General features: G+C 72.5%; 19 protein-coding genes and 1 pseudogene. 17 read left to right on the plus strand and 3 right to left on the minus strand.

The genetic code is table 11. The features are described from left to right. Positions 1 to 10: 10 nt before the first annotated feature. From GA0070623_RS28550 to GA0070623_RS28590, 9 genes and pseudogenes are all read left to right on the plus strand, one after another. Positions 11 to 619: a TetR/AcrR family transcriptional regulator gene (locus tag GA0070623_RS28550; RefSeq protein WP_067307813.1), complete on the plus strand. Its 609-nt coding sequence runs from the start codon at positions 11 to 13 to the stop codon at positions 617 to 619. Between the two features lie 136 nt (positions 620 to 755). Further along, entirely contained in the window at positions 756 to 1,283 is a 528-nt protein-coding gene (gene ruvC, locus GA0070623_RS28555) for a crossover junction endodeoxyribonuclease RuvC (protein WP_067307816.1), read from the plus strand. Continuing rightward, entirely contained in the window at positions 1,280 to 1,882 is a 603-nt protein-coding gene (gene ruvA / locus GA0070623_RS28560) for a Holliday junction branch migration protein RuvA (RefSeq protein WP_067307819.1), read from the plus strand. The genes ruvC and ruvA overlap by 4 nt, the downstream gene beginning before the upstream one ends. A gap of 43 nt (positions 1,883 to 1,925) precedes the next feature. Further along, positions 1,926 to 2,990 (plus strand): Holliday junction branch migration DNA helicase RuvB, encoded by a 1,065-nt coding sequence (gene ruvB / locus GA0070623_RS28565; RefSeq protein ID WP_067307871.1) that lies wholly within the window; start codon positions 1,926 to 1,928, stop codon positions 2,988 to 2,990. A gap of 120 nt (positions 2,991 to 3,110) precedes the next feature. Then, on the plus strand, positions 3,111 to 3,476 hold the full coding sequence (gene yajC, locus GA0070623_RS28570; RefSeq protein WP_084261289.1) for a preprotein translocase subunit YajC: 366 nt from the start codon (positions 3,111 to 3,113) through the stop codon (positions 3,474 to 3,476). 227 nt (positions 3,477 to 3,703) lie between these two features. Beyond that, a complete protein-coding gene (gene secD, locus GA0070623_RS28575; RefSeq protein ID WP_172898474.1) occupies positions 3,704 to 5,617 on the plus strand; it encodes a protein translocase subunit SecD in 1,914 nt (637 codons plus the stop codon). Between the two features lies 1 nt (position 5,618). Beyond that, positions 5,619 to 6,818: a protein translocase subunit SecF gene (gene secF, locus GA0070623_RS28580; protein WP_067307824.1), complete on the plus strand. Its 1,200-nt coding sequence runs from the start codon at positions 5,619 to 5,621 to the stop codon at positions 6,816 to 6,818. A gap of 99 nt (positions 6,819 to 6,917) precedes the next feature. Next, positions 6,918 to 7,484 (plus strand): adenine phosphoribosyltransferase, encoded by a 567-nt coding sequence (locus GA0070623_RS28585; RefSeq protein ID WP_067307827.1) that lies wholly within the window; start codon positions 6,918 to 6,920, stop codon positions 7,482 to 7,484. 429 nt (positions 7,485 to 7,913) lie between these two features. Then, positions 7,914 to 10,193 (plus strand): annotated as a pseudogene (locus GA0070623_RS28590) (RelA/SpoT family protein); the annotation flags it as partial. Positions 10,194 to 10,324: 131 nt separating this feature from the next. Here GA0070623_RS28590 and GA0070623_RS28595 read toward each other — a convergent pair. Together GA0070623_RS28595 and GA0070623_RS28600 are read right to left on the minus strand one after the other, a co-directional pair. After that, positions 10,325 to 11,167, minus strand: a complete 843-nt coding sequence (locus GA0070623_RS28595) for a peptidylprolyl isomerase (protein ID WP_067307877.1) — start codon at positions 11,165 to 11,167, stop codon at positions 10,325 to 10,327. A gap of 59 nt (positions 11,168 to 11,226) precedes the next feature. Then, complete coding sequence (locus GA0070623_RS28600; RefSeq protein WP_067307834.1) at positions 11,227 to 12,111, minus strand: peptidylprolyl isomerase; 885 nt, start codon at positions 12,109 to 12,111, stop codon at positions 11,227 to 11,229. 261 nt (positions 12,112 to 12,372) lie between these two features. On the opposite strand from GA0070623_RS28600, the gene GA0070623_RS28605 reads away from it, so the two are divergent. The 7 genes from GA0070623_RS28605 (at position 12,373) to GA0070623_RS28640 (ending at position 21,598) form a co-directional block, all read left to right on the plus strand. After that, entirely contained in the window at positions 12,373 to 13,092 is a 720-nt protein-coding gene (locus GA0070623_RS28605; protein ID WP_067307837.1) for an MBL fold metallo-hydrolase, read from the plus strand. A 71-nt stretch (positions 13,093 to 13,163) separates the two neighbouring features. Next, positions 13,164 to 14,486, plus strand: a complete 1,323-nt coding sequence (hisS, locus tag GA0070623_RS28610; RefSeq protein ID WP_067307840.1) for a histidine--tRNA ligase — start codon at positions 13,164 to 13,166, stop codon at positions 14,484 to 14,486. 75 nt (positions 14,487 to 14,561) lie between these two features. Further along, positions 14,562 to 15,497: an acyl-ACP desaturase gene (locus GA0070623_RS28615; protein ID WP_067307843.1), complete on the plus strand. Its 936-nt coding sequence runs from the start codon at positions 14,562 to 14,564 to the stop codon at positions 15,495 to 15,497. Positions 15,498 to 16,285: 788 nt separating this feature from the next. Next, entirely contained in the window at positions 16,286 to 17,338 is a 1,053-nt protein-coding gene (locus GA0070623_RS28620; RefSeq protein WP_067307846.1) for a S1 family peptidase, read from the plus strand. Between the two features lie 192 nt (positions 17,339 to 17,530). After that, positions 17,531 to 19,333 carry an aspartate--tRNA ligase gene (gene aspS, locus GA0070623_RS28625; RefSeq protein WP_067307850.1) on the plus strand — a complete coding sequence of 601 codons (1,803 nt, stop codon included), beginning with the start codon at positions 17,531 to 17,533 and terminating at the stop codon, positions 19,331 to 19,333. 280 nt (positions 19,334 to 19,613) lie between these two features. Next, complete coding sequence (locus tag GA0070623_RS28635; RefSeq protein WP_067307854.1) at positions 19,614 to 20,213, plus strand: helix-turn-helix domain-containing protein; 600 nt, start codon at positions 19,614 to 19,616, stop codon at positions 20,211 to 20,213. Beyond that, entirely contained in the window at positions 20,210 to 21,598 is a 1,389-nt protein-coding gene (locus GA0070623_RS28640) for an MFS transporter (RefSeq protein WP_067307857.1), read from the plus strand. The genes GA0070623_RS28635 and GA0070623_RS28640 overlap by 4 nt, the downstream gene beginning before the upstream one ends. On the opposite strand, the gene GA0070623_RS28645 is transcribed toward GA0070623_RS28640, so the two are convergent. After that, positions 21,569 to 22,315 carry a GNAT family N-acetyltransferase gene (locus tag GA0070623_RS28645; RefSeq protein WP_067307859.1) on the minus strand — a complete coding sequence of 249 codons (747 nt, stop codon included), beginning with the start codon at positions 22,313 to 22,315 and terminating at the stop codon, positions 21,569 to 21,571. The genes GA0070623_RS28640 and GA0070623_RS28645 overlap by 30 nt on opposite strands. Positions 22,316 to 22,446: 131 nt before the next feature. Between GA0070623_RS28645 and GA0070623_RS28650 the strand changes: the two genes are divergently transcribed. Continuing rightward, a complete protein-coding gene (locus GA0070623_RS28650) occupies positions 22,447 to 22,659 on the plus strand; it encodes a hypothetical protein (RefSeq protein WP_067307861.1) in 213 nt (70 codons plus the stop codon). Positions 22,660 to 22,684 lie beyond the last annotated feature (25 nt).

The following is a 22,684-nucleotide window of genomic DNA, read 5'->3' on the forward strand; positions in this document are numbered from 1 at the left end:
TTCGACGAGGATGACTGACGTGAACACCACCGCTGACGCTCCGCGGTCGCCCGGGCGGCCGCGGAGCGCCCGCGCGGACGAGGCCATCATCGAGGCCACCCTCGACCTGCTCGCCGAGGGGAGCACCATCGAGGCGCTGTCGATCGAGGCGATCGCCGCCCGGGCCGGGGTGGGCAAGGCCACCATCTACCGCCGCTGGGCGGGCAAGGAGACCCTGCTGCTGGACGCGCTGCGCCGGCTCAAGGGGGTCGCCGCGCAACCCGCCGGGCAGTCCGTCCGCGACGACCTGGTGCTGCTGGTCGGGGCGGTCGGGCACAACGTCGACCCCCGGGCCGCCCGGATCATGCCCTGTCTGCTGCCCGAGGTGAACCGCAGCCCGGACCACTTCCACCTCTACCAGAACATCATCGAGCCCCGGCGGAAACTGATGCGAGACGTGCTCCGCCGCGGGGTGGCCACCGGCGAGCTGCGGGCCGACCTCGACATCGAGGTGGCGATGGCGCTGCTCACCGGGCCGATGCTGATCCAGCGCCTGCTGCGCTGGCACCCGGAGCTGGACGACCGGATCCTCCCGGAGAAGATCGTCGACGGCGTCCTGACCGGCCTGCGGGCCCGCTGACCCGCACCCACCGGCAGCTCAGGCCGGGCTACCCGAGCAGCTCGGTGCGACGCGGCGTGTCCGCCCACGGGCGTGTCGGGGCGGGTCGGTAGGGTGTCGAACACACGTACTGCCGAAGGGTCGGGGAGGAGGCGGCGTGCGCGTGCTGGGCGTCGACCCGGGGCTGACCCGGTGCGGGGTCGGCGTGGTCGAGGGCGTGCCGGGGCGGCCCTGCACGCTGGTCGCCTACTACGTGGTCTACACCGATCCCGCCGACGACCTGGCGTTGCGCCTGCTGCACCTGGACCGGTCGCTGACCGGCCTGGTGGCCGAGCACCGGCCCGACGCGGTCGCCGTCGAGCGGGTGTTCAGCCAGCACAACGTGCGTACGGTGATGGGCACCGCCCAGGCCAGCGGGATCGCCGTGCTGGCCGGGGCGCGGGCCGGGCTGCCGGTGCAGACCTACACGCCGAGCGAGGTCAAGGCCGCGGTGACCGGTTCCGGCCAGGCCGACAAGAAGCAGATGACCGCCATGGTCACCCGGCTGCTGCGGCTGGCCGAGCCGCCCCGGCCGGCCGACGCGGCCGACGCCCTGGCCCTGGCCATCTGCCACGTGTGGCGCGGCGGCACCCGGTCCAAGCTGGCCGAGGCCGCCGACCGGGTACGACGAGGAGGAGCGCGATGATCGCCAGCGTGCGCGGCACGGTGACCGCGACCGGCCCGGACCACGCGGTGGTGGAGGTCGGGGGGATCGGCCTGGCCGTGCAGTGCGCCCCCGGCACCCTGGCCGAGCTGCGGGTCGGCCAGCCGGCCCGGCTCGCCACCAGCCTGGTGGTCCGGGAGGACTCGCTCACCCTCTACGGCTTCGCCGACGACGACGCCAAGCAGCTGTTCGAGCTGCTCCAGACGGCCAGCGGCGTCGGCCCCCGGCTGGCCCAGGCGGTGCTGGCCGTGCACACCCCGGACGCGGTCCGCAAGGCCATCGCCAACGCCGACACCGCGGCCCTGACCCGGGTGCCGGGGATCGGCAAGAAGGGCGCCGAGCGGCTGGTCCTGGAGCTGCGCGACCGGATCGGCCCGGTGCCGGTCGGTGCCGACGGCGCGGCCGGGGTGACCGCCGGGGCCTGGCCGGACCAGGTCCGCCAGGCGCTGGTCGGGCTCGGCTGGACGGCCGGGCAGGCCGACCAGGCGGTAGCCGCGGTGGCGGAGACGGTGGACGGCCCCACCCCGCCGGTGCCGGTCCTGCTCAAGCAGGCCATCCGACTGCTGGGCCGGACCCGGTGACCGGCGTCGCACGGCAGGGGCGGTCGCGGGCGGGGTGCCCGGCATGACCGGCGACGGCCTGGTCTCGGCCTACGCCGACGACGCCGAACGGGACGCCGAGGTCAGCGTCCGGCCGAAGCGGCTCGACGAGTTCATCGCCCAGCACCGGGTCCGCGACCAGCTCGACCTGCTGTTGCAGGGCGCGATGCGGCGCGGCGCCCCACCCGACCACATCCTGCTGTCGGGCCCACCCGGCCTCGGGAAGACGACCCTGGCCAACATCGTGGCCGCCGAGCTGGGCTCCGGCATCCGGGTGACCAGCGGCCCGGTGATCGAACGCTCGGGCGACCTGGCCGCCATCCTGACCAGCCTCGCCGAGGGCGACGTGCTGTTCATCGACGAGATCCACCGGATCGCCAAGCCGGCGGAGGAGCTGCTCTACAGCGCGATGGAGGACTTCCGGGTCGACGTGATCGTCGGCAAGGGGCCCGGGGCCACCGCGATCCCGCTGGACGTCGAGCCGTTCACCCTGGTCGGCGCGACCACCCGGTCGGGCCTGCTGACCGGGCCGATGCGCGACCGGTTCGGCTTCGTCGCGCACCTCGACTTCTACTCCCCGGCCGACCTGGAGGCGCTGCTGCACCGGTCGGCACGCATCCTGGGGGTGCCGATCACCCCGGAGGGGGCGGTGGAGATCGCCGGCCGGTCCCGGGGCACGCCCCGGATCGCCAACCGGCTGCTGCGCCGGGTGCGGGACTACGCCGAGGTCCGGGCCGAGGGGGTGGTCACCCTGGAGACCGCCCGCGCCGCCCTGACCGTGTACGACGTGGACGCGCTGGGGCTGGACCGGCTGGACCGGGCGGTGCTGACCGCCCTGGTCGACTCGTTCCGGGGCGGTCCGGTGGGCCTGTCCACCCTGGCGGTGGCGGTGGGGGAGCAGCCGGACACGGTGGAGGAGGTCTGCGAGCCGTTCCTGGTACGGGCCGGGCTGTTGGCGCGTACCCCGCGGGGACGGGTGGCCACCGAGGCCGCCTGGCGACACCTCGGCCGCACGCCACCAAATGGTACATTTGGCATGGAAGCTCCCGCTGTACCTGATCTGTTCTCGAACGCGCCCGATCCACCGTGATCTGAACGTGATCTGCACCGCATTCGGCGTTCCCAGGTGCAGGGATTAGACTCGCCGCGGTCTGTACAGGATGTGAATATCCGCCTCCGCTCCGGCGCCTACGTGCCGCGACGGGGGCCAATGGGAAGGTCGCACACCGTGCTTTACGCAGCACAGTCCGGCGGAGGCGCCGGCAGTCTGACGCCGATCCTCATGATCGCCCTGCTCTTCGGGGTCATGTACTTCATGATGATCCGGCCGCAGCAGAAGCGCCGTCGCGAGGCCGAGGCCATGCAGTCCGCGCTCGGCCCCGGTGACGAGGTCGTCACCATCGGCGGGCTCTACGGCACGGTCGTGGGCGTCGAGGACGACACCGTGCTGCTGGAGGTGGCCCCCGGCGTGCAGACCCGTTACGCCCGTCCGGCCATCGCCCGGGTGGTCACCCGGGCCGAGCGGCCGGAGGCCGACGAGCCGGTCACCGAGGACGCGGAAACCGTCAAGGAGTGAGCGCCCCGCCCCGTCCCGCACCGGGCGGGCGGGACGGGACAACTGGATAGGTGGGCCGGTCTCCGAGGGCCGGCACGCGCCCCGTCCGCCCGACGCCCCACGTCGGCGACGGTGCGCCGTGTCGCCGGGCGGGAGTGGTCCGCGCAGAGCGCGTCGGAGTGGGAACCCCGCCCCGACCCCGTCGCCGCTGCACCGGCGGCGCGACCGTTACAGGGAGACAGACAGCCGTGGCACCACCTCAGGGACAGATGCGCCCCGGGCGGCAGCTCGCCGTGCTCGGGTTCATCTTCGTCGTCCTCTATTCCTTGGTGTTCTTCTCCGGCGGCGCGAGCGGCGGCTGGAAGGACCGGCTGGAGCCCCGGCTCGGGCTGGACCTGATCGGCGGCACCCGGCTGACGCTGGAGGCGACCAACAGCCTCGACGGCAAGCCCCCGACGTCGGCCAACCTGGAGGAGGCCCGGCAGATCATCGAGAGCCGGGTCAACGCCTACGGGGTGGCCGAGGCCGAGGTGGTCACCGAGGGCAACCGGAACATCGTCATCTCCCTGCCCGGTGAGAACCGCGACCTGACCGACGTCGGCAGCGCCGCGGAGCTGCGCTTCCGCAAGGTGCTCAAGGCCGCCGACGGCAGCGGCGCGGTCGCCGCCCCGGCGACCCCGACGCCCACCCCGTCCGGCAGCGCCGCACCCAGCCCGTCGGGCAGCGCCTCGCCGAAGGCCTCCGGCAGCGCCGCGCCCAAGGTGACCGGCTCGCCGAGCGCCGGTGGACAGGGCGGCGGCGCCCCCGCGCCGAGCGCCAGCGCCACCCCGTCCGGGTCGGCCTCGCCGAGCGCACCGGCCGCCTCGCCCAGCGCCAGCGAGGCCCCGGTGCCGCAGAGCATCGAGGAGCAGCGCAAGGCCGTCGAGAAGAAGGTCGGCGCGGCGGCCTGGACCGCCGCGAGCGGCCTGCAGGCCCCGGCCGACCTGGGTACCAACCCGGCCCTGGCGGAGACGTTCAAGCCGTTCGGCGCGCTCTCCCCGCAGGAGGTCGCGGTACTGACCCCGCAGATGCAGTTCAACGTGCCGACCATCACCTGCGCCCAGCTCGACAAGCGGCCCCCCGCGTCGATCAAGGACGAGAAGCAGCAGGCGGTCGCCTGTGAGGGTGGCGCGGCGAAGTACCTGCTCGACCAGGCCAAGGTGGTCGGCACCGACGTCAAGGACGCCAACGCGGTCCTCGACCAGGCCAGCACCTGGGTGGTCAGCCTGAACTTCACCGGTGACGGCCAGTCCAAGTGGACCGAGCTGACCCGCGAGGCGTTCAACAACACCGGCGGCGGCTGCGACCAGACGGCCCTGGGCCAGGACGGCAAGTGCCGGGTGGCCGTGGTGCTGGACAACGAGATCGTCTCCTCGCCCGAGATCCAGGGCGTGCTCACCGGCGACTCGCAGATCACCGGCAGCTTCGACAACACCTCGGCCAACGCGCTGGCCAGCCAGCTGCGCTACGGCGCGCTGCCGGTCACCTTCGTGCCGCAGGAGCAGCAGAACGTCACCGCGACGCTGGGCGACAGCCACCTGCGGGCCGGCCTGCTGGCCGCCGGCATCGGCATGTTGCTGGTCATCGTCTACTCGTTCTTCTACTACCGGCTGCTCGGCTCGGTCATCTTCCTGAGCCTGGTGCTCTCCGCGTTGCTGGTCTTCGGGGCGCTGGTGGTGCTCGGCCGGTCGATCGGCTTCACCCTCACCCTCGCCGGCATCGCCGGCATGATCGTCTCACTCGGTGTGGCGGCGGACTCGTTCGTCATCTACTTCGAACGGCTCAAGGACGAGATCCGGGAGGGGCGCAGCCCGCGCAGCGCGGTGCCCCGGGCCTGGATCCGGGCCCGTCGGACGATCGTCTCGGCGAACGCCATCACCCTGATGTCCGCCGTGGTGCTCTACATCGTCTCGGTCGGCACGGTGAAGGGCTTCGCCTTCGCCCTCGGCCTGGCGACCGTGCTCGACCTGGTGGTCGTCTTCCTCTTCCGGCACCCGATCATGACGATGTTCGCCCGGACCCCGGCCTTCCTGTCGCCCCGGGTCAGCGGCCTCGGTCGGGCACTGCCGCCCCGTACGGCCGAATCCGGCACCGCCCGCAACCCGCGCGTCAAGGAGGCCTGAGATGGCTAAGAGTGGTCTGGCGTCCCGGCTCTACCGGGGCGAGGCCGGTCTCAACATCGTCGGCCGGCGCAAGCTCTGGTTCACCGTCGCCGGGGTGCTGGTGCTGATCGCCGTGCTCAGCTTCGCGGTGCGCGGCTTCAGCCTGGGCATCGAGTTCGCCGGTGGCAACTCGTTCCAGGTGCCGGCCAGCGTCGGCACCCTGGAGCAGACCGAGGACAAGGTCAACGACGCGCTGGCCGCCGAGGGCGACGGCGCCGAGGTGGTGACCGCGCAGAAGGTCGGCAGCACCAGCGGCGAGTACTACGAGCTGCGCACCTCGCAGCTCAGCGCCGAGCAGGCCAACGCGGTCAAGGCCAAGATGGCGCAGGAGTTCGGCATCAACGCCGACCAGATCAGCGGCAGCCAGGTCAGCGAGGCGTGGGGCAGCCAGGTGACCTCCCGGGCGCTGCTCGGCCTGGTCATCTTCGTCCTGGTGGTGGCGGTCTACCTGGTGCTGCGGTTCGAGTGGCGGATGGCGGTCGCCGCGATCATCTCGCTGTTCATGAACCTGATCCTCACCGCCGGCATCTACTCGCTGGTCGGCTTCGAGGTCACCCCGTCGACGATCATCGGGTTCCTCACCATCCTGGGCTTCGCGCTCTACGACGTGGTGGTGGTCTTCGACAAGGTCCAGGAGAACACCCGGGGCATCACCGCCAACAACAACCAGACCTACGGCGAGGCCGCCAACCTGGCGCTCAACCAGAGCCTGATGCGGTCGTTGAACACCTCGGTGGTCGCCCTGCTCCCGGTCGGCGGTCTGCTCTTCATCGGTGCCGGCCTGCTCGGCGCGGGCACCCTGAAGGACCTCGGCCTGGTGCTGTTCGTCGGTATGGCGATGGCGTTCCTGACCTCGATCCTGCTCTCCACCCCGCTGCTGGTGCTGCTCAAGAACCAGGACCCGCGGATCGACGCGCACACCAAGCGGGTGCTGGCCCGCCGGGGCGCCATCGCCCGCGGCGAGATCACCCCGCGCGGCCCGGCCCGGCAGGCCACCGCCGAGGAGGCCACCGACGAGCCGATCGACCCGGAGGCGGCGGCCCTGGCCGGCAGTGCCCCCAAGGTCGGCGCCCGTCCGGCGGCCAAGCGGTCGGCCGGTGCCCGGGGCGGCCGTCCCGCCGGGGGCGGCGGCAACCGGCCCGGTGGCGCGAAGCGGCGCTGACCGGAGGGCGACCCGCCCCACGTCGAGTCGACGGCGTCCGCCATGCTGTGCGAGCAGCATGACGGACGCCGTCGTCGTACCGAAGGAGAGCCGACCACCGTGACGGAGACCCACAGCACCGGGGTACGGGGAGACAGTGGCCCGGAGATGGCCCGGCTGGTCGCCAGCCGGGTGCTGGACGTGCCGGACTTCCCCAAGCCCGGGGTGATGTTCAAGGACCTGATGCCGCTCTTCGCCGACGGGGACGTGTTCCGCGAGGTGATCGACGGGATCATCGGGTACCACGGGCGGGACGCCTTCGACATCGTGGTCGGCATCGAGGCGCGCGGTTTCGTGATCGCCGCCGCGATCGCGTACGCCACCGGGCTGGGCGTGGTGCCGGTGCGCAAGGCGGGCAAGCTGCCCCGGCCGGCGTACTCGGCCTCGTACGCCCTGGAGTACGGCGAGGCGACGCTGGAGGTGCACCAGGACGCCTTCACCGCCGGGCACCGGGTGCTGGTGGTCGACGACGTGCTGGCGACCGGCGGCACCGCCGAGGCGACCCTCGACCTGGTCGAGCGGGCCGGCGGCACGGTGGCCGGTTTCACCGTCCTGCTGGAGTTGGGTTTCCTGGCCGGGCGGGAGCGGCTCGCGGGGCGTCCGGTCCACGCCCTGCTGACCGTTTGATTCCCGGTCGTCCCGGCGGCTGGAGACCGACCGTCCGGCGGAGCGGCGGGGCACCTACCGTGCGGGTAGCATTGCCCATTGCTGACCGGGTGGTCACCCGTCCGGGCGGCGGATCAGGCCGCCGGCCGGGGGTCGGCGGCAGGGCCACCGGCCCGACGGGGCCGGCGGGGAACACACCGGCCCGACGGCCGGTTGGCACGACAGGCGTCGGTCGTACGGCCGGCGTGGTCCCGGCGATCGGTGAGGAGGCCGGTGTCTCACGATGTCGTCCCTCCGGTGGAGGGCACGGTGCACCCGACAGGCGAGGCTGACGGCGCGGTGACCGATCGGAAGAACGACGCACCGACCGCCCCCGCGGGGCCCGGCGGCGACGCCGGTGCCGCCCCCGACGGTGTGGTCCCCGGGGCGTCGTTCGACGACGACCCGTCCCCGAGCGCGGGTTTCGCGCTGTCCAACGCGCCGACCGGGCGGCGGGTCCGGGCCCGGCTGGCCCGGTTCAACGCCCCCTGGCAGAGTTCCCAGGTCAGCGAGGTGCTCGAACCGCTGATCGCCAGCCACCGGGAGAACCACCCGAAGGCGGACGCCCGGCTGCTCCAGCGGGCCTTCGACACGGCCGCGCGCTGGCACTCCGGGCAGTACCGCAAGTCCGGCGACCCGTACATCACCCATCCGCTGGCGGTGGCGACCATCCTGGGCAACCTGGGGATGGACACCACCACGCTGGTGGCGGCGCTGCTGCACGACACGATCGAGGACACCGAGTACACCCTCGACCAGATGCGGGCCGACTTCGGCCCCGAGGTCACCCTGCTCGTCGACGGCGTGACGAAGCTGGACAAGGTCAAGCTGGGCGACGCGGCCAAGGCGGAGACCATCCGCAAGATGGTCGTGGCGATGGCGAAGGACCCCCGGGTCCTGGTGATCAAGCTGGCCGACCGGCTGCACAACATGCGGACGCTGTCCTTCCTGCCGGCCCCGAAGCGGGAGCAGAAGGCCAAGGAGACGCTGGAGATCCTGGCCCCGCTGGCCCACCGCCTCGGCATGAACACCATCAAGTGGGAGCTGGAGGACCTGGCCTTCGGCACGCTGTTCCCGAAGCGGTACGAGGAGATCCTCCGGCTGATCGGGGAGCACCAGCCGCAGCGGGAGTCGCTGCTCAAGCAGGTCACCCAGAAGGTCGGCACCGACCTCAAGGCCGCCAAGATCAAGGCGGAGACGACCGGTCGGCCGAAGCACCTCTACTCGATCTACCAGAAGATGATCGTGCGGGGGCGGGACTTCAACGACATCTACGACCTGGTCGGGGTGCGGATCCTGGTCGACACGGTGCGGGACTGCTACGCGGCGCTGGGGGTCATCCACGCCAACTGGCAGCCGGTGCCGGGCCGGTTCAAGGACTACATCGCGATGCCCAAGTTCAACATGTACCAGTCGTTGCACACGACGGTCATCGGGCCCACCGGCAAGCCGGTGGAGATGCAGATCCGCACCTACGCGATGCACCGCACCGCCGAGTTCGGCATCGCGGCGCACTGGAAGTACAAGGAGCACAAGGGCACCCAGATCGTCGGGCCGCCGGCGCACATCGACGAGATGACCTGGCTGCGGCAGCTGCTGGACTGGCAGCGGGAGGCGGCCGACCCGTCGGAGTTCCTCGACGCGCTGCGGTTCGACCTGTCCAGCCAGGAGGTGTACGTCTTCACCCCCAAGGGGGACGTCATCCCGTTGCCGACCGGCTCGACGCCGGTGGACTTCGCGTACGCGGTGCACACCGAGGTGGGGCACAAGTGCATCGGGGCGCGGGTCAACGGCAAGCTGGTGCCGTTGGAGTCGACGCTGTCCAACGGCGACGTGATCGAGATCTTCACCTCGAAGTCCGACACGGCGGGCCCGACGCAGGACTGGCTGAGCTTCGTCAAGAGCCCGCGGGCGCGTACCAAGATCCGCCAGTACTTCAACAAGGAGCGGCGGGAGGAGGCGATCGAGGCCGGCAAGGACTCGATCGTCAAGGCGATGCGCAAGCAGGGCATGCCGTTGCAGCGGATGCTCACCTCCGACGCGTTGATGGCGATCGCCCGGGACCTGCACCTCGCCGACGTCGCCTCGCTCTACGCGGCGGTCGGCGACAGCCAGGTGTCGGCGCAGTCGGTGGTGCAGAAGCTGATGGCCGCGTACGGCGGTGAGGAGGGCGCGGCGGAGGACATCGCCGAGACCGCCGTCGCCACCCGTCCGCCGCACAGCCGGCAGAACAGCAGCGACCCCGGCGTGGTGGTGCGGGGCGTCAGTGACGTCTGGATCAAGCTGGCCCGGTGCTGCACGCCGGTGCCCCCTGACTCGGTCTTCGGGTTCGTCACCCGCTCCGGCGGGGTCAGCGTGCACCGCGACGACTGCGCCAACGCCGAGGATCTGCGTGCCCAGGTCGAGCGGGTGGTGGAGGTCAGCTGGAAGCTCACCTCCGCCTCGACGTTCCTGGTGGCCATCCAGGTGGAGGCCCTCGACCGGCACAAGCTGCTGGCCGACGTCACCCGGGTGCTCTCCGAGGAACGGGTCAACATCCTGTCGGCGACGGTCACCACCACCCGGGACCGGGTGGCGGTGAGCCGGTTCAGCTTCGAGATGGCCGACCCGAAGCACCTGGGGCACCTGCTGGCCGCCGTCCGTAAGGTCGACGGGGTGTTCGACGCCTACCGGGTCACCTCCGGCGCCTGACGGCCGTCGGCGGCCCACACCCAGCGGTCCGGAAACGTGGTTCACGGCCGCCGGGACGGTCCGGGGGCGCGGTGGTTCACGACGAAGCGCCCGCCGGCAGAGCCGGCGGGCGCTTCGTCGTACCGGAGGGGTCAGCCCTCGATGTCGCTCATGGTCAGCTTGGTGATGGTGACCTCCTTCTTGGGGTGGCCACCCCCGGCCTGCTGGGCGAACGCCTTGTCGTCACCGGCGGCGCCGACCTGCTTGACCAGGTCCATGCCGGTGGTGATGGTGCCCAGCACGGTGTAGTTCGGGTCGAGCTGCGAGTCGCCGTAGACGATGAAGAACTGGCTGCCGGTGCTGCCCGGCTGCCCGGAGTTGGCCATCGCGATGACGCCCTCCGGGTAGGGGGGCCGCTTGTCGGTCGGCAGGTTCTCCTCGGCCAGGCCGTAGCCCGGCCCGCCGGTGCCGTCGGTCTGCCGCCAGCCCTTGCCGGTGGCGCTCGGGTCACCGCACTGGAGCACCTTGATGCCCTCGGTCACCAGGCGGTGGCACTTGGTGTTGTCGAAGAAGCCCTTACTGGCCAGGTAGGTGAAGCTGCCGGCGGTGCAGGGCACCTTGGTGCGGTCGAGCTTGGCGACGATCGGCCCCAGGTTGGTCTCCAGGGTCATCGTCTGGGTGCCCTTGTTGGCCTGCTGGGCCGGCGGAAGGCCGACGTCCTTGATCTGCGCGGGCCGACCCTCCTTCGGCGACTCGGTGTAGGCGCACTGCGAGAAGCCCTCGGTGCCGGCGGCCTGCTGCTTGCTGTCGTCGTCATCGCCGCCGAGGCTGGTGGCCAACCAGACGGTGCCGGCGACCACGAGCACCAGGATCGCGGCGGCCCCGACGATCGCCTGCGTCTGCCGGCGCTTACGGGCCTTGGCCGAGCGCTCGGCCATCTCCCGCTCAAGTCGGGCCCGCGCCGCCGCGCGCTGCCGCTCTCTCGTGGACGTCACGGTCACTCCTCCTGGACATCTCGGGCGCGGCGTGGCCGCAGGTACGGGTGTGGGCCGGTTCAGCCGGCGCTCGGGCTGGCCGCCGGGGACGCGGCCGGGGAGCCGGTCGCCGGTGCCGGGGCGGCCTGTGCCTCACCGACGGTGAGCTTGCGGATGGTCACGTCGGTCTTCGGCTTGACCTTGGCGCCCGCCCCGTTGTCCACGGTCGGCAGGGCGCCGATCTTCTCGACCACGTCCAACCCGCCGGTCACCCGGCCGATGATCGGGTAGGCCGGCTGGGCCGGGCTGAAGTCCTTGAAGAAGACGAGGAACTGGCTGCCGTTGGCGCCCGGCGGGTTGCCGATCATGGCGACCGTGCCCTTCGGGTACGTCGGCGGCTGGCCGGGGGCCGGGCTGGCCGACGGGCTCGCCTCGGGGCCGGTCGGCACGTTCTCGTTGTAGAACGTGTAGGTGGGGCCGCCGAGGCCGGTGCCGCTCGGGTCGCCGCAGCGCAGCGCGCCCTCGGCGGTGATCTCGTGGCACTTGGTGTTGTCGTAGAACGACGTGCCGGCCAGGTGGGCGATGCTCGCCCCGGCGCACGGCGCCCCGGCGAGATCCAGCTCGGCGGTGATCGGGCCGCCCTGGTCGGTGTCGACGGTCATCGTGCGTACCCCGGAGGTGGGCAGGTCCTTGGTGGCCGGGGCGCCGACGTCCTTGAGGTTGGTGTTGGCGCTCGCGTCCTGTGGCGTCCAGAGGCAGACGTCCTCGGCGGCCTTCTGCTCGGGCTCGCGGTCGAAGGCGCCCAGCCCCCAGGCCGCGCCGGCCACGATCAGCACCAGCACCACGGCCGCGCCGACCCCGGCCTGGATCTGTCGACGCCGTCGCGCGGCGGCGGCCCGGCGGGCCAGCTGCCGGTCGAGCTTCTCCCGCGCGAGTTTGCGCTGCCGGTCCCTGCTGGAAGCCACCCGTGCTCCCCTCCTCTACCCTGGTCGTCACCGGCGGTCGGGCCGTTGGTGCCCGTACGTGTCCGCGGGTGCGCCACGCCACACGCCCGCAGAGTGTACGGGTAGCCGCTGTGAAAGTGGTGTACGAGGTCCGGCCTGGGTTTATCAAAGTGCGTCACTGCGCCGTCCGGGGCGGGTGGGACGGGTGGGAACGCGTGCCGCGGCACCGGCGGCGGCTAGGCTGCCCGGGAGACAGTCGACTCGAACGGAAGGGGAGCTGACGTGCTCGTGGCCGGCTTTCCCGCGGATGCTTTCGGCACCAACTGCTATGTGGTGGCGACCGCGCCGGGGGAGCAGTGCGTGGTGGTCGACCCCGGTATCGGGGTGCTCGACCGGCTCGACGCCGTGCTCGCCGAGCACCGCCTGCACCCGGCCGCCGTGCTGCTCACCCACGGCCATCTCGACCACACCTTCTCGGTCGCGCCGGTCTGCGGCGCGCGGGGCATTCCGGCCTACGTGCACCCGGAGGACCGGGAGCTGCTGGCCGATCCGACCAAGGCGCTGTCGATGGACCTCACCGCGCTGTTCGGCGGCCGGCTGCCGTACACCGAGCCTGACGACGTGGCGGAGCTGACCGACGGGGCGACGCTGGCGCTGGCCGGTCTGGAGGTCACCGTCGACCACGCCCCGGGCCATACCGGCGGGTCGGTGCTGTTCCGGCTGCCCGGCGCCGGCTCGCCCTGGGAGGCCGAGCAGGTCTGCCTCTCCGGCGACGTGCTCTTCGCCGGCTCGATCGGCCGCACCGACCTGCCGGGCGGCAGCATGTCCCGGATGCTGGACAGCCTGCGGGAGAAGGTCCTTCCGCTGGCCGACGACACCGTCGTGCTGCCCGGTCACGGCCCGGCGACCACCATCGGCCGGGAACGCGTGCGCAATCCGTACCTCGTCGACGTGGCGGGGTCCGGCGGGGCGCGTCCGGCGACGCCCACCCGCGGCCTCTAGTCTCCGCTCCGCGCCGTGCGCGGAGCTGTCGATCTCACCGCGCCCCGCGCGGACCCGCAAGGAGTACGCCCATGAGCAAGCCCACGCCCCTCTCCGGCTTCCCGGAGTGGACCACGTCGCAGCGGATGATCGAGCAGTTCGTCCTGGACCGGATCCGGCACACCTTCGAGCTGTACGGCTTCGCGCCGCTGGAGACCCGGTCGGTGGAGCCGCTGGACCAGCTGCTGCGCAAGGGGGAGACCTCCAAGGAGGTCTACCTGCTGCGCCGGTTGCAGGCCGACGCGGACGGCCCGGCCGGTGACGACGCGCTCGGCCTGCACTTCGACCTGACCGTGCCGTTCGCCCGGTACGTGCTGGAGAACGCCGGCAAGCTCCAGTTCCCGTTCCGTCGATACCAGATCCAGAAGGTGTGGCGGGGCGAGCGCCCGCAGGAGGGGCGCTACCGGGAGTTCCTCCAGGCCGACATCGACATCGTGGACCGGGACACCCTGCCGGCGCACTACGAGGCGGAGATGCCGCTGGTGATCGGCGACGCACTGCGGTCGCTGCCCATCCCGCCGGTGCGGATCCAGGTCAACAACCGCAAGATCTGCGAGGGCTTCTACCGGGGCATCGGGCTGACCGACCCGGAGGCGGCGCTGCGCGCGGTCGACAAGCTCGACAAGATCGGCCCGGCGAAGGTGGCCGCGCTGCTGGCCGAGACGGCCGGGGCGAGCGAGGCGCAGGCCGACGCCTGCCTGGCGCTGGCCGGGATCTCCGCGGCGGACGCGTCCTTCGCCGACGCGGTGCGCGCCCTGGGGGTGACCGATCCGCTGCTCGACGAGGGCATCGCCGAGCTGGTCGCGGTGGTGGAGACGGCCGCCGCGCACGCGCCGGGGCTCTGCGTGGCCGACCTGCGCATCGCCCGGGGTCTGGACTACTACACCGGCACCGTCTACGAGACGTCGCTGGTCGGCTACGAGCGGTTCGGGTCGATCTGTTCCGGTGGCCGGTACGACGACCTGGCCACCGCCGGGGCCGTCTCGTACCCGGGGGTGGGCATCTCGATCGGGGTGACCCGGCTGCTCGGCCTGCTCTTCGGCGCCGGGGCGCTCTCGGTCTCCCGCAGCGTGCCGACCTGCGTGCTGGTGGCCGTCGGAGCCGAGGAGGAGCGGGCGGCCAGCAACGCGGTCGCCGAGGCGCTGCGGTCCCGGGGCGTGCCGACCGAGGTGTCGCCGAGCGCGGCCAAGTTCGGCAAGCAGATCCGGTACGCCGAGCGGCGCGGCATTCCGTACGTGTGGTTCCCCGGGGCCGACGGCGACCAGGTCAAGGACATCCGCTCGGGCGAGCAGGTGGACGCGGCGGCCGGTGAGTGGATGCCCCCCCACCAGGACCTGAAGCCACAGGTCGGCTGAGCCGTCCGGTTACTGGCGCGTACGCCACCGGGGACCTACGGTGGCGTAAGTTACGCCACCGTAGGGAGGGATCCTGTGACCGACATCAGCGAGACCGCGCTGCTCCACGAACTCGAACCCGTGGTCGCCAAGAACCTCGACCGGCACCTGGCGGTGGCGAAGGAGTGGTTCCCGCACGAGTACGTGCCGTGGAGCGAGGGGCGCACCTTCGACGGCCCGCTCGGTGGCGAGGCGTGGTCGGAGGCGGACTCGACGCTGCCCGAGGTGGCCCGGACGGCGCTGATCGTCAACCTGCTCACCGAGGACAACCTGCCGTCGTACCACCACCAGATCGCCAGCCTGTTCGGGCCGGACGGGGCGTGGGGGACCTGGGTCGGCCGGTGGACCGCCGAGGAGGGACGGCACGGCACCGCCATCCGGGACTACCTGACGGTCACCCGGGCGGTCGACCCGGTGGCCCTGGAGCGGGCCCGGATGGTGCACATGACCGCCGGTTACAGCAACTCGCACGACTCGTCGATGCTGCGCTCGCTGGCGTACGTGTCGTTCCAGGAGCTGGCCACCCGGATCTCGCACCGCAACACCGGCCGGATCACCGGCGACCCGGTCTGCGAGGCGTTGCTGAGCCGGGTCGCGGCCGACGAGAACCTGCACATGGTCTTCTACCGCAACCTGCTCGGCGCGGCCCTGGAGGTGGCCCCGAGCCAGACGATGCGGGCGATCGCCGAGGTGCTGGGCGACTTCCAGATGCCCGGGGTGGGCATCGAGGGCTTTACCCGCAAGTCGGTGGCGATCGCCCTGGCCGGCATCTACGACCTGCGTCAGCACCGCGACGACGTGGTGGCCCCGGTGCTGCGCCAGTGGGACGTGTTCAACGTGACCGGTCTGGACGCCGACGGTGAGGCCGCCCGCGACGAGATCGCCGCCCGGCTGGACGGCCTGGAGCAGGCCGCCTCCCGGTTCGAGGAGAAGCGCGACGCCCGTGCCGCCAAGCTGGCCGCCCGCGCCTGAACGTCCCGCCCGCTCCCGCACCTACCCTGGTAAGCGGGTGTGACGGACGGTCCCGGGCCTCGCGTCGCCGATCGGCGACCCACTCGACGGCGTGTCCGCCCACCCGACGTGGGTCCGCCGGTCTGGTGGCGTGTCCGTCCACCTGACAGCGCTTCCGCCTGCCACTCTGGTTACTCAGGGTGACCCTTCCGGGTGTGTAACTCACCGTCACTGTCCTGCCTCCCCCGATATCCCACCCCTCCGCCCTTTGCTCTGCTGCCCTCGCGGCACCACCACCCTGGCCTGCTGTCTGCTGATGATCTCTCGGTCGGACCGACTCCAGCTCCCGCTACTCCTCGTGACTGTCGCCGGGAGGGCGGCAGAGCAAAGGGGAGGGGGTGAGGGGTGGTGGGGTGAGGTCTGGTGGCTGTGCGTAACGGGCCTGGGTGTTCCTTCCTGCCTGGTTGGACCGGGAGTCCCCGGGGTGGGCGAGGGGGATCGCGTCGGTGGCCCGGTGGGGGTGTCGTCCCGATCGAAATCGGCCAGGAGTCGGGCCCGATGGTGGGTGGGCGGCCGGGGTGTCCGTCGGTCGGCTCGGCCAGGTTGGCGCGGGTCTGACATGGAGGTGTCCACCGTGTTGCCTGGGCGTCATATCGACCGGCGGGGTGAATGTGGGCAAAGCCATGTCTTGTTTACGATCTTAGATATGTGAATACTTCAACCTCTCGGCCGATTCTCCCCAGGTCGGCCGGGTGCCCTCGGGTACGTCTGCATGACGCTGCCCGTCACACCCTTCCGGAGGTTGTTGCATGCGACCCACGAGGTCCTCACTCCGCCACGCCGCCGCTGTCGCCATGGCCGGCACTCTGGTCACCGGCGCGCTGATGGGCGCACCCGCCCAGGCGGCCCCCGCCTCGCCCGCATCCCCCGACGCCGCCGCCAGCCTGGCCGACCGCCTCGGCGACCGGGCCGCCGGCACCTACGCCGACGCCACCGGCAAGATGGTCGTCGCCGTCACCGACCCCGCCGCGGCCCGCGAGGTCCGCGCCGCCGGCGCCACCCCGAAGATGGTCACCCGGGGCGCGGCCCAGCTCCGTTCCGCCACCGCCGAGCTGGAGCGGTCGGCCAAGATCCCCGGCACCGCGTGGTGGACCGACGCCGTCACCAACCAGGTCGTCGTGTCGGTCGACAGCACCGTCACCGGCGCCAAGCTGGCGCGGGTCAAGGCCGCCGCCGCGCGCACCGGTGGCGCCGTGCGGGTCGAGGCCGAGGCCGGCGTGCTCAGCACCAAGATCTCCGGTGGCCAGGCCATCTACACCGGCGGCGGTCGCTGCTCGCTCGGCTTCAACGTCCGCAACAGCGCCGGCCAGACCTTCTTCCTGACCGCCGGGCACTGCACCAACATCGGCTCGACCTGGTACTCGAACTCCGGCCAGACCAGCGTGCTCGGCACCCGTACCGGCACCAGCTTCCCGGGCAACGACTACGGCATCGTCCGGCACAGCAACGCGGCCAACGCGACCGGCAACGTCTCCCTCTACAACGGCAGCTACCAGGACGTCACCGGTGCCGCCAACGCCTACGTCGGCCAGAGCGTGCAGCGCTCCGGCAGCACCACCGGCCTCAAGGGTGGTTCGGTGACGGCCACCAACGCCACGGTGAACTACGCCGAGGGCTCGGTCTCCGGCCTGATCCGGACCAACGTCTGCGCCGAGCCGGGCGACAGCGGCGGCTCGCTGTTCAGCGGCAGCAGCGCGGTCGGCCTCACCTCCGGCGGCAGCGGCAACTGCACCCGTGGCGGCATCACCTACTTCCAGCCCGTCACCGAGCCGCTGAGCGTCTACGGCGTCAGCATCATCTGACCGATCTGCCGCATCGTCTGATGCACCACCGCATCATCTGCTCCACCTCCGCGAACGGGCCGTCGGGACACCGGCGGCCCGTTCCGCGTGTGGGTGAGGCGGGCCGGCCTTGCTCACCCCGCAACCGGGCGGACCGGGCGGCTGACACAATGCGGGTGAGACAGCCGTACCGCAGATGAGGAGACGCAAGTCGTGATCCGTACCCATGACGCCGGCAGCCTGCGCGCGACGGACGCCGGCACCACGGTGACGCTCGCCGGGTGGGTGGCCCGCCGGCGCGACCACGGCGGTGTCATCTTCGTCGACCTGCGCGACGGCTCCGGCGTGGTCCAGGTGGTGTTCCGCGAGGAGGACGCCCACGCGCTGCGCAACGAGTTCTGCGTCACGGTCACCGGCGAGGTGACCCGCCGCCCCGAGGGCAACGAGAACCCGGAGCTGCCCACCGGCGCGATCGAGGTGACCGCCAGCGTGCTGGAGGTGCTCTCCGAGGCCGCGCCGCTGCCGCTGCCGGTGGACGACCAGATCGAGGCCGGTGACGACATCCGGCTGCGCTACCGTTACCTGGACCTGCGCCGCAGCGGCCCGGCCAACGCCCTGCGGCTGCGCTCGCGGGCCAACCAGCTGGCCCGGGGGGTGCTGCACGAGCGGGACTTCCTGGAGATCGAGACCCCGACGCTGACCCGGTCCACCCCGGAGGGTGCCCGCGACTTCCTGGTCCCGGTCCGGCTCCAGCCCGGCAGTTGGTACGCGCTGCCGCAGTCGCCGCAGCTGTTCAAGCAGCTGCTGATGGTCGGCGGCATGGAGCGGTACTACCAGATCGCCCGCTGCTACCGCGACGAGGACTTCCGGGCCGACCGGCAGCCGGAGTTCACCCAGCTCGACATCGAGATGTCCTTCGTCACCGAGGACGACGTGATCGACCTCGGCGAGGCGATCGTCACGGCGCTCTGGAAGGACCTGGCCGGTCACGAGATCTCCCGGCCGATCCCCCGGATCACCTGGCACGACGCGATGGCCCGGTACGGCTCCGACAAGCCCGACCTGCGTTACGGCCTGGAGCTGACCGAGCTGACCGACTACCTGCGCGGCACCGCCTTCCGGGTCTTCGCCGCGGCGATCGACGCGGGCGGCTACGTCGGCGCGGTCGTCATGCCGGGCGGGGCGGCGCAGACCCGCAAGGAGCTCGACGGCTGGCAGGACTGGGCCAAGGCGCGCGGCGCGCGGGGCCTGGCGTACGTGGTGCTGGACGCCGAGACCGGCGAGGCACGCGGGCCGGTGGCCAAGAATCTCTCCGCCGAGCACCTGGGCGGGCTGGCCGACGCGGTCGGGGCCAAGCCGGGCGACGCGGTGTTCTTCGCCGCCGGCACGAACACCCGGGAGGCGCAGGAGCTGCTCGGCGCGGCCCGGATCGAGATCGCCAAGCGGGCGAAGCTGATCGACGAGAGCGCCTGGGCGTTCTGCTGGGTGGTCGACGCGCCGATGTTCGAGCGGACGGACGACGGTGGCTGGACGGCCGTGCACCACCCGTTCACCTCGCCGAACGCCGACTGGGTCGACCGGTTCGAGGAGGCTCCGGACCGGGCGCTGGCGTACGCGTACGACATCGTCTGCAACGGCAACGAGATCGGCGGCGGTTCGATCCGTATCCACCGGGGCGACGTGCAGCAGCGGGTCTTCGACCTGCTCGGCATCACCCCCGCCGAGGCGCAGGACAAGTTCGGCTTCCTGCTGGAGGCGTTCAGGTACGGCGCCCCGCCGCACGGCGGCATCGCGTTCGGCTGGGACCGGGTCTGCATGCTGCTCGCCGGGGCCGACTCGATCCGCGAGGTGATCGCCTTCCCCAAGACCCGGGGCGGCTTCGACCCGCTGACCGGCGCACCGACCCCGATCACCGGCCAGCAGCGCACCGAGGCCGGCATCGACGCCAAGCCGAAGCCTGCCACCCCGTCCGCCGGCACCGCCGGCCCCGCCGCCCCGGTAGCCACCCCGGTCTGACCCCCCACCCCGCCACCCCACCCCACCCCACCCGCCCGGCCCCACCCGCCCGGCCCCACCCGGCCGTGCCCGGCTCCACCCCGCATCATTGATCAAGAGGTTTACGTCATCCCGCCCGCCCTGCGGTGACGTAAACCTCTTGATCGTTATGAAGGGCGGAGCGGGGCGTGGAGGGGAGGGCGGGGGAGGGTGCGGGGCGGGCGGGGGAGGGTGCGCTAGGGCGGGAGGGGTAGATGCATAGGAGTTGTGCATAGGTTTTGTGCACAGTTATTGTGCATGTATGGAGAGCGACGAGAACAGCGGGCGGGGCGCGTCCCGGGCCGTGCGGATCGACCACCGGCAGGTCCGGGTCCTGGCCCACCCGTTGCGGTTGCGGCTGCTCGGCGCGTTGCGGGTGCAGGGGCCGGCCACCGCCACCACCCTCGCCGGGCTGCTCGCCACCAACACCGGCGCCACCAGCTACCACCTGCGCCAGCTCGCCGACGTGGGGCTGGTAGTAGAAGACCCGGACCGGGGCACCGGGCGGCAGCGCTGGTGGCGGGCCGCGCACGAGGTGACCGACTGGGAACCGAGCGACTTCGACGACGACCCCGACGCCCGCGCCGCCATCGAGTGGATCCAGGGTGACCAGGTACGCCTGCTGGCGGAGCGGGCCGCACGCTGGTTCGCCGTCCAGCAGGACTGGTCGCCGGCCTGGCGGGACGCCTTCGGGATGAGCGACGCCTTCCTCACCCTCCCGGCGGACCGGCTCCAGGCCCTCTCCGACGAGCTGTGGCAGGTGCTGGAGCGCTACCGTGCCGAGGCCGACCCGGCACAGCCCGACGCCGAGCGGGTGCACGTCTTCCTGGCCGCGTTCCCGATGATCGAGCAGCGGCCGTGAGCGCCCTGACCGTACGCCAGGTCCGGTTCCGCTACCTCACCCTCTACGGCCTGCGCTGGCTGCCCACCGGCCTCACCATCCCGGTGATGATCCTGCTGATGCAGGAACGCGGCCTGTCGCTGTCCCAGATCGGCCTCGTCTCCACCGCCCAGGGCCTGGTGGTGCTGGCGCTGGAACTGCCCACCGGTGGCCTGGCCGACGCGCTGGGCAGCCGGGTCGTCCTGGTGACCGCCTGGGCGGTGAGCCTGCTGTCGCTGGGCCTGCTCGCGGTGGCCGACTCGTTCGCGCTGTTCTTCCTGGTCTGGGCGCTGCAAGGGGTCTACCGGGCGCTCGACAGCGGCCCGCTCGACTCCTGGTACGTCGAGTCCACCCGGGCCGCCGACCGCAATGCCGACTACGAGCCCGGCCTCGGCTTCGCCGGAACCGTCGCGGGCGTCACCATCGCCGCCGGGGCACTGCTCAGCGGTGGCCTCATCGCGCTCGGCCCCCTCGGGCCGGTCAGCGCGTTGACGGTGCCGGTGCTGGTCGCCGCCGCCCTCCAGGCCGTCGCCCTGGCCGTCCTGCTGTCCCTGCTGGTCGAGCCCGGTCCGGCCCGGGGTCCGGGCACGCTGCGCGCCTCGGTCGCGGCGGCCCCCCGGATGGTCGGTCAGGCCGTCGGCCTGCTGCGTCGCTCCCGGGTGCTGCTGGCCCTGGTGTCGGTGGAGCTGTTCTGGGGCTTCGGCATGGTCACCTTCGAGTCGCTGCTGCCGGTCCGGCTCTCCGAGGTGGTCGGCGACCCCGAGCGGGCGGCGGCGCTGCTCGGCCCGGCCAACTCGGCGGCCTGGCTGGTGTCGGCGGCCGGAGCGGCGGCCACCCCGCTGTTGCTGCGCTGGCTCGGCGCCGCCCCCGCCGCCGCGCTGCTGCGCATCGTGCAGGGCGGCACGGTGCTCGGCATGGGGCTGCTCGCCGGGCCGGTCGGCGTGCTGGTCGCCTACCTGGCCTGCTACGCCGTGCACGGCGCGTCCAACCCGCTGCACCTGGGGCTGCTGCACCGGCAGGTCGACGGACCGTACCGGACCAGCGTCCTGTCGCTGAACTCGATGATGGGCCAGCCGGGGTTCGCCCTCGGCGCGGTGCTGCTCACCGCGCTGGCCGACCGCTCCGGGGTGGGTACGGCGATGGTGGTCGGCGCGGTGGCGCTGGCGGTGGCCGCCCCGCTCTACCTGCCCGCCTGGTGGGCCGGCCGCCGGACCACCCCGACCCCGCCCGCCGGGGCTGATCCGGCTACGCCCGGTGGGGCTGTCCCGACCCCGACCGTCGGGGCCGATCCGGCCGGGCACGGACCCGGGGACGTCCGGCCGGCCGGGGCGGCGGCCTCAGCCGAGCCACACCGAGCTGCGCCGTAGGGTGCCGGTGAAGCCGAGCCGACGGTAGAGCCGCAGCGCGGCCAGGTTGTCGGCGTAGACGCCGAGCGCCACGTGGTCGTAGCGGGCGAGCAGGGCCCGGGTCATCCCGGCGGTCAGCGCCGCGCCCAGCCCGCGCCCCCGCCGGTCGCGGGCCACGGTGAGCCCGGCGAGGAAGCCGATGTCGCCGCGACTGCGGTCCGCCCCGCAGGCGACCAGGCGGTCGCCGTCCCGGATGCCGTACCAGTCGGCGACCGTCGGGTCCGCCGGGCGCGACGAGGAGGTGGGGAAGGCGTCGTCGATCAGCGCCGCCAGCGCCGGGTGGTCCGCCGGACCGAGGCGGACCACCCGCTCCTGGCCGGGTTGCCGGGACGGGGCGGCGGTGGTCCAGAGGAAGTCCCATTCGTCGACCCGGGTCGCCGCGAACCGGTCGACCAGCAGGGACCGGTCGGCCCGGGGCAGTTGCAGGTACCGCCCCGGGCCGATCGCCCCGTCGGCGACCAGCGCCGCGACCAGCTCCACCGCCGCGTCGACCGCGCCGACCACGCCACCGGCGGCCCGGTCGTTCTCCGCCGTCGGGAGCAGCCAGCCCACCGCGCCGTCGCGGATCCAGGCGCGGGGCTCGTCGGCGAGTCGCAGAGCGTGCCGTACGAACGGGTGGTGGTCGGTGGCGGCGAGGACGGCCGCCCGGCCGGCGAGTTCCCGGGCGGTGTCGATCATGCGAGCAGCCTAGGACCCGGTGGGCCGAGGTGCCCCGGCGACGCCGATCTCCACGGTGGAGATTGACGAGTCGACCGATTGGGTACATCCGGGCCGACCTACTGGGAGACCCCCTACCGGAGGACATCACCATGCTCGCCATCCTCGCGGCCGTCGTGTTCGGCTTCGCGCTCCTGCTGGACCTTCTCAACACCAACTTCGGTGCCCCCGACCTGTTCAACTGGAACACCCTGGTGCTGATCGGCCTGCTCCTGCTCTCGCTCTACCTGGCCGGTGTCGGCAGCGGCCCGCGCGGCGGTGGCGGCGGCCGGTGGTACCGGGGCCGTCGGCCGGGTCGCGGCTGACCGCGACAGATCAGAACGGGCGCGG

It is taken from the genome of Micromonospora rifamycinica (assembly GCF_900090265.1).
Lineage (GTDB): Bacteria > Actinomycetota > Actinomycetes > Mycobacteriales > Micromonosporaceae > Micromonospora > Micromonospora rifamycinica.

Coding starts and splice junctions, on each gene's coding strand:
- GA0070623_RS28550 (WP_067307813.1), top strand. CDS start 11: ATGACTGACGTGAACACCACCGCTGACGCTCCGCGGTCGCCCGGGCGG.
- ruvA (WP_067307819.1), top strand. CDS start 1,280: ATGATCGCCAGCGTGCGCGGCACGGTGACCGCGACCGGCCCGGACCAC.
- ruvB (WP_067307871.1), top strand. CDS start 1,926: ATGACCGGCGACGGCCTGGTCTCGGCCTACGCCGACGACGCCGAACGG.
- yajC (WP_084261289.1), top strand. CDS start 3,111: ATGGGAAGGTCGCACACCGTGCTTTACGCAGCACAGTCCGGCGGAGGC.
- secF (WP_067307824.1), top strand. CDS start 5,619: ATGGCTAAGAGTGGTCTGGCGTCCCGGCTCTACCGGGGCGAGGCCGGT.
- hisS (WP_067307840.1), top strand. CDS start 13,164: ATGAGCAAGCCCACGCCCCTCTCCGGCTTCCCGGAGTGGACCACGTCG.
- GA0070623_RS28620 (WP_067307846.1), top strand. CDS start 16,286: ATGCGACCCACGAGGTCCTCACTCCGCCACGCCGCCGCTGTCGCCATG.
- GA0070623_RS28635 (WP_067307854.1), top strand. CDS start 19,614: ATGGAGAGCGACGAGAACAGCGGGCGGGGCGCGTCCCGGGCCGTGCGG.
- GA0070623_RS28645 (WP_067307859.1), bottom strand. CDS start 22,315: ATGATCGACACCGCCCGGGAACTCGCCGGCCGGGCGGCCGTCCTCGCC.
- GA0070623_RS28650 (WP_067307861.1), top strand. CDS start 22,447: ATGCTCGCCATCCTCGCGGCCGTCGTGTTCGGCTTCGCGCTCCTGCTG.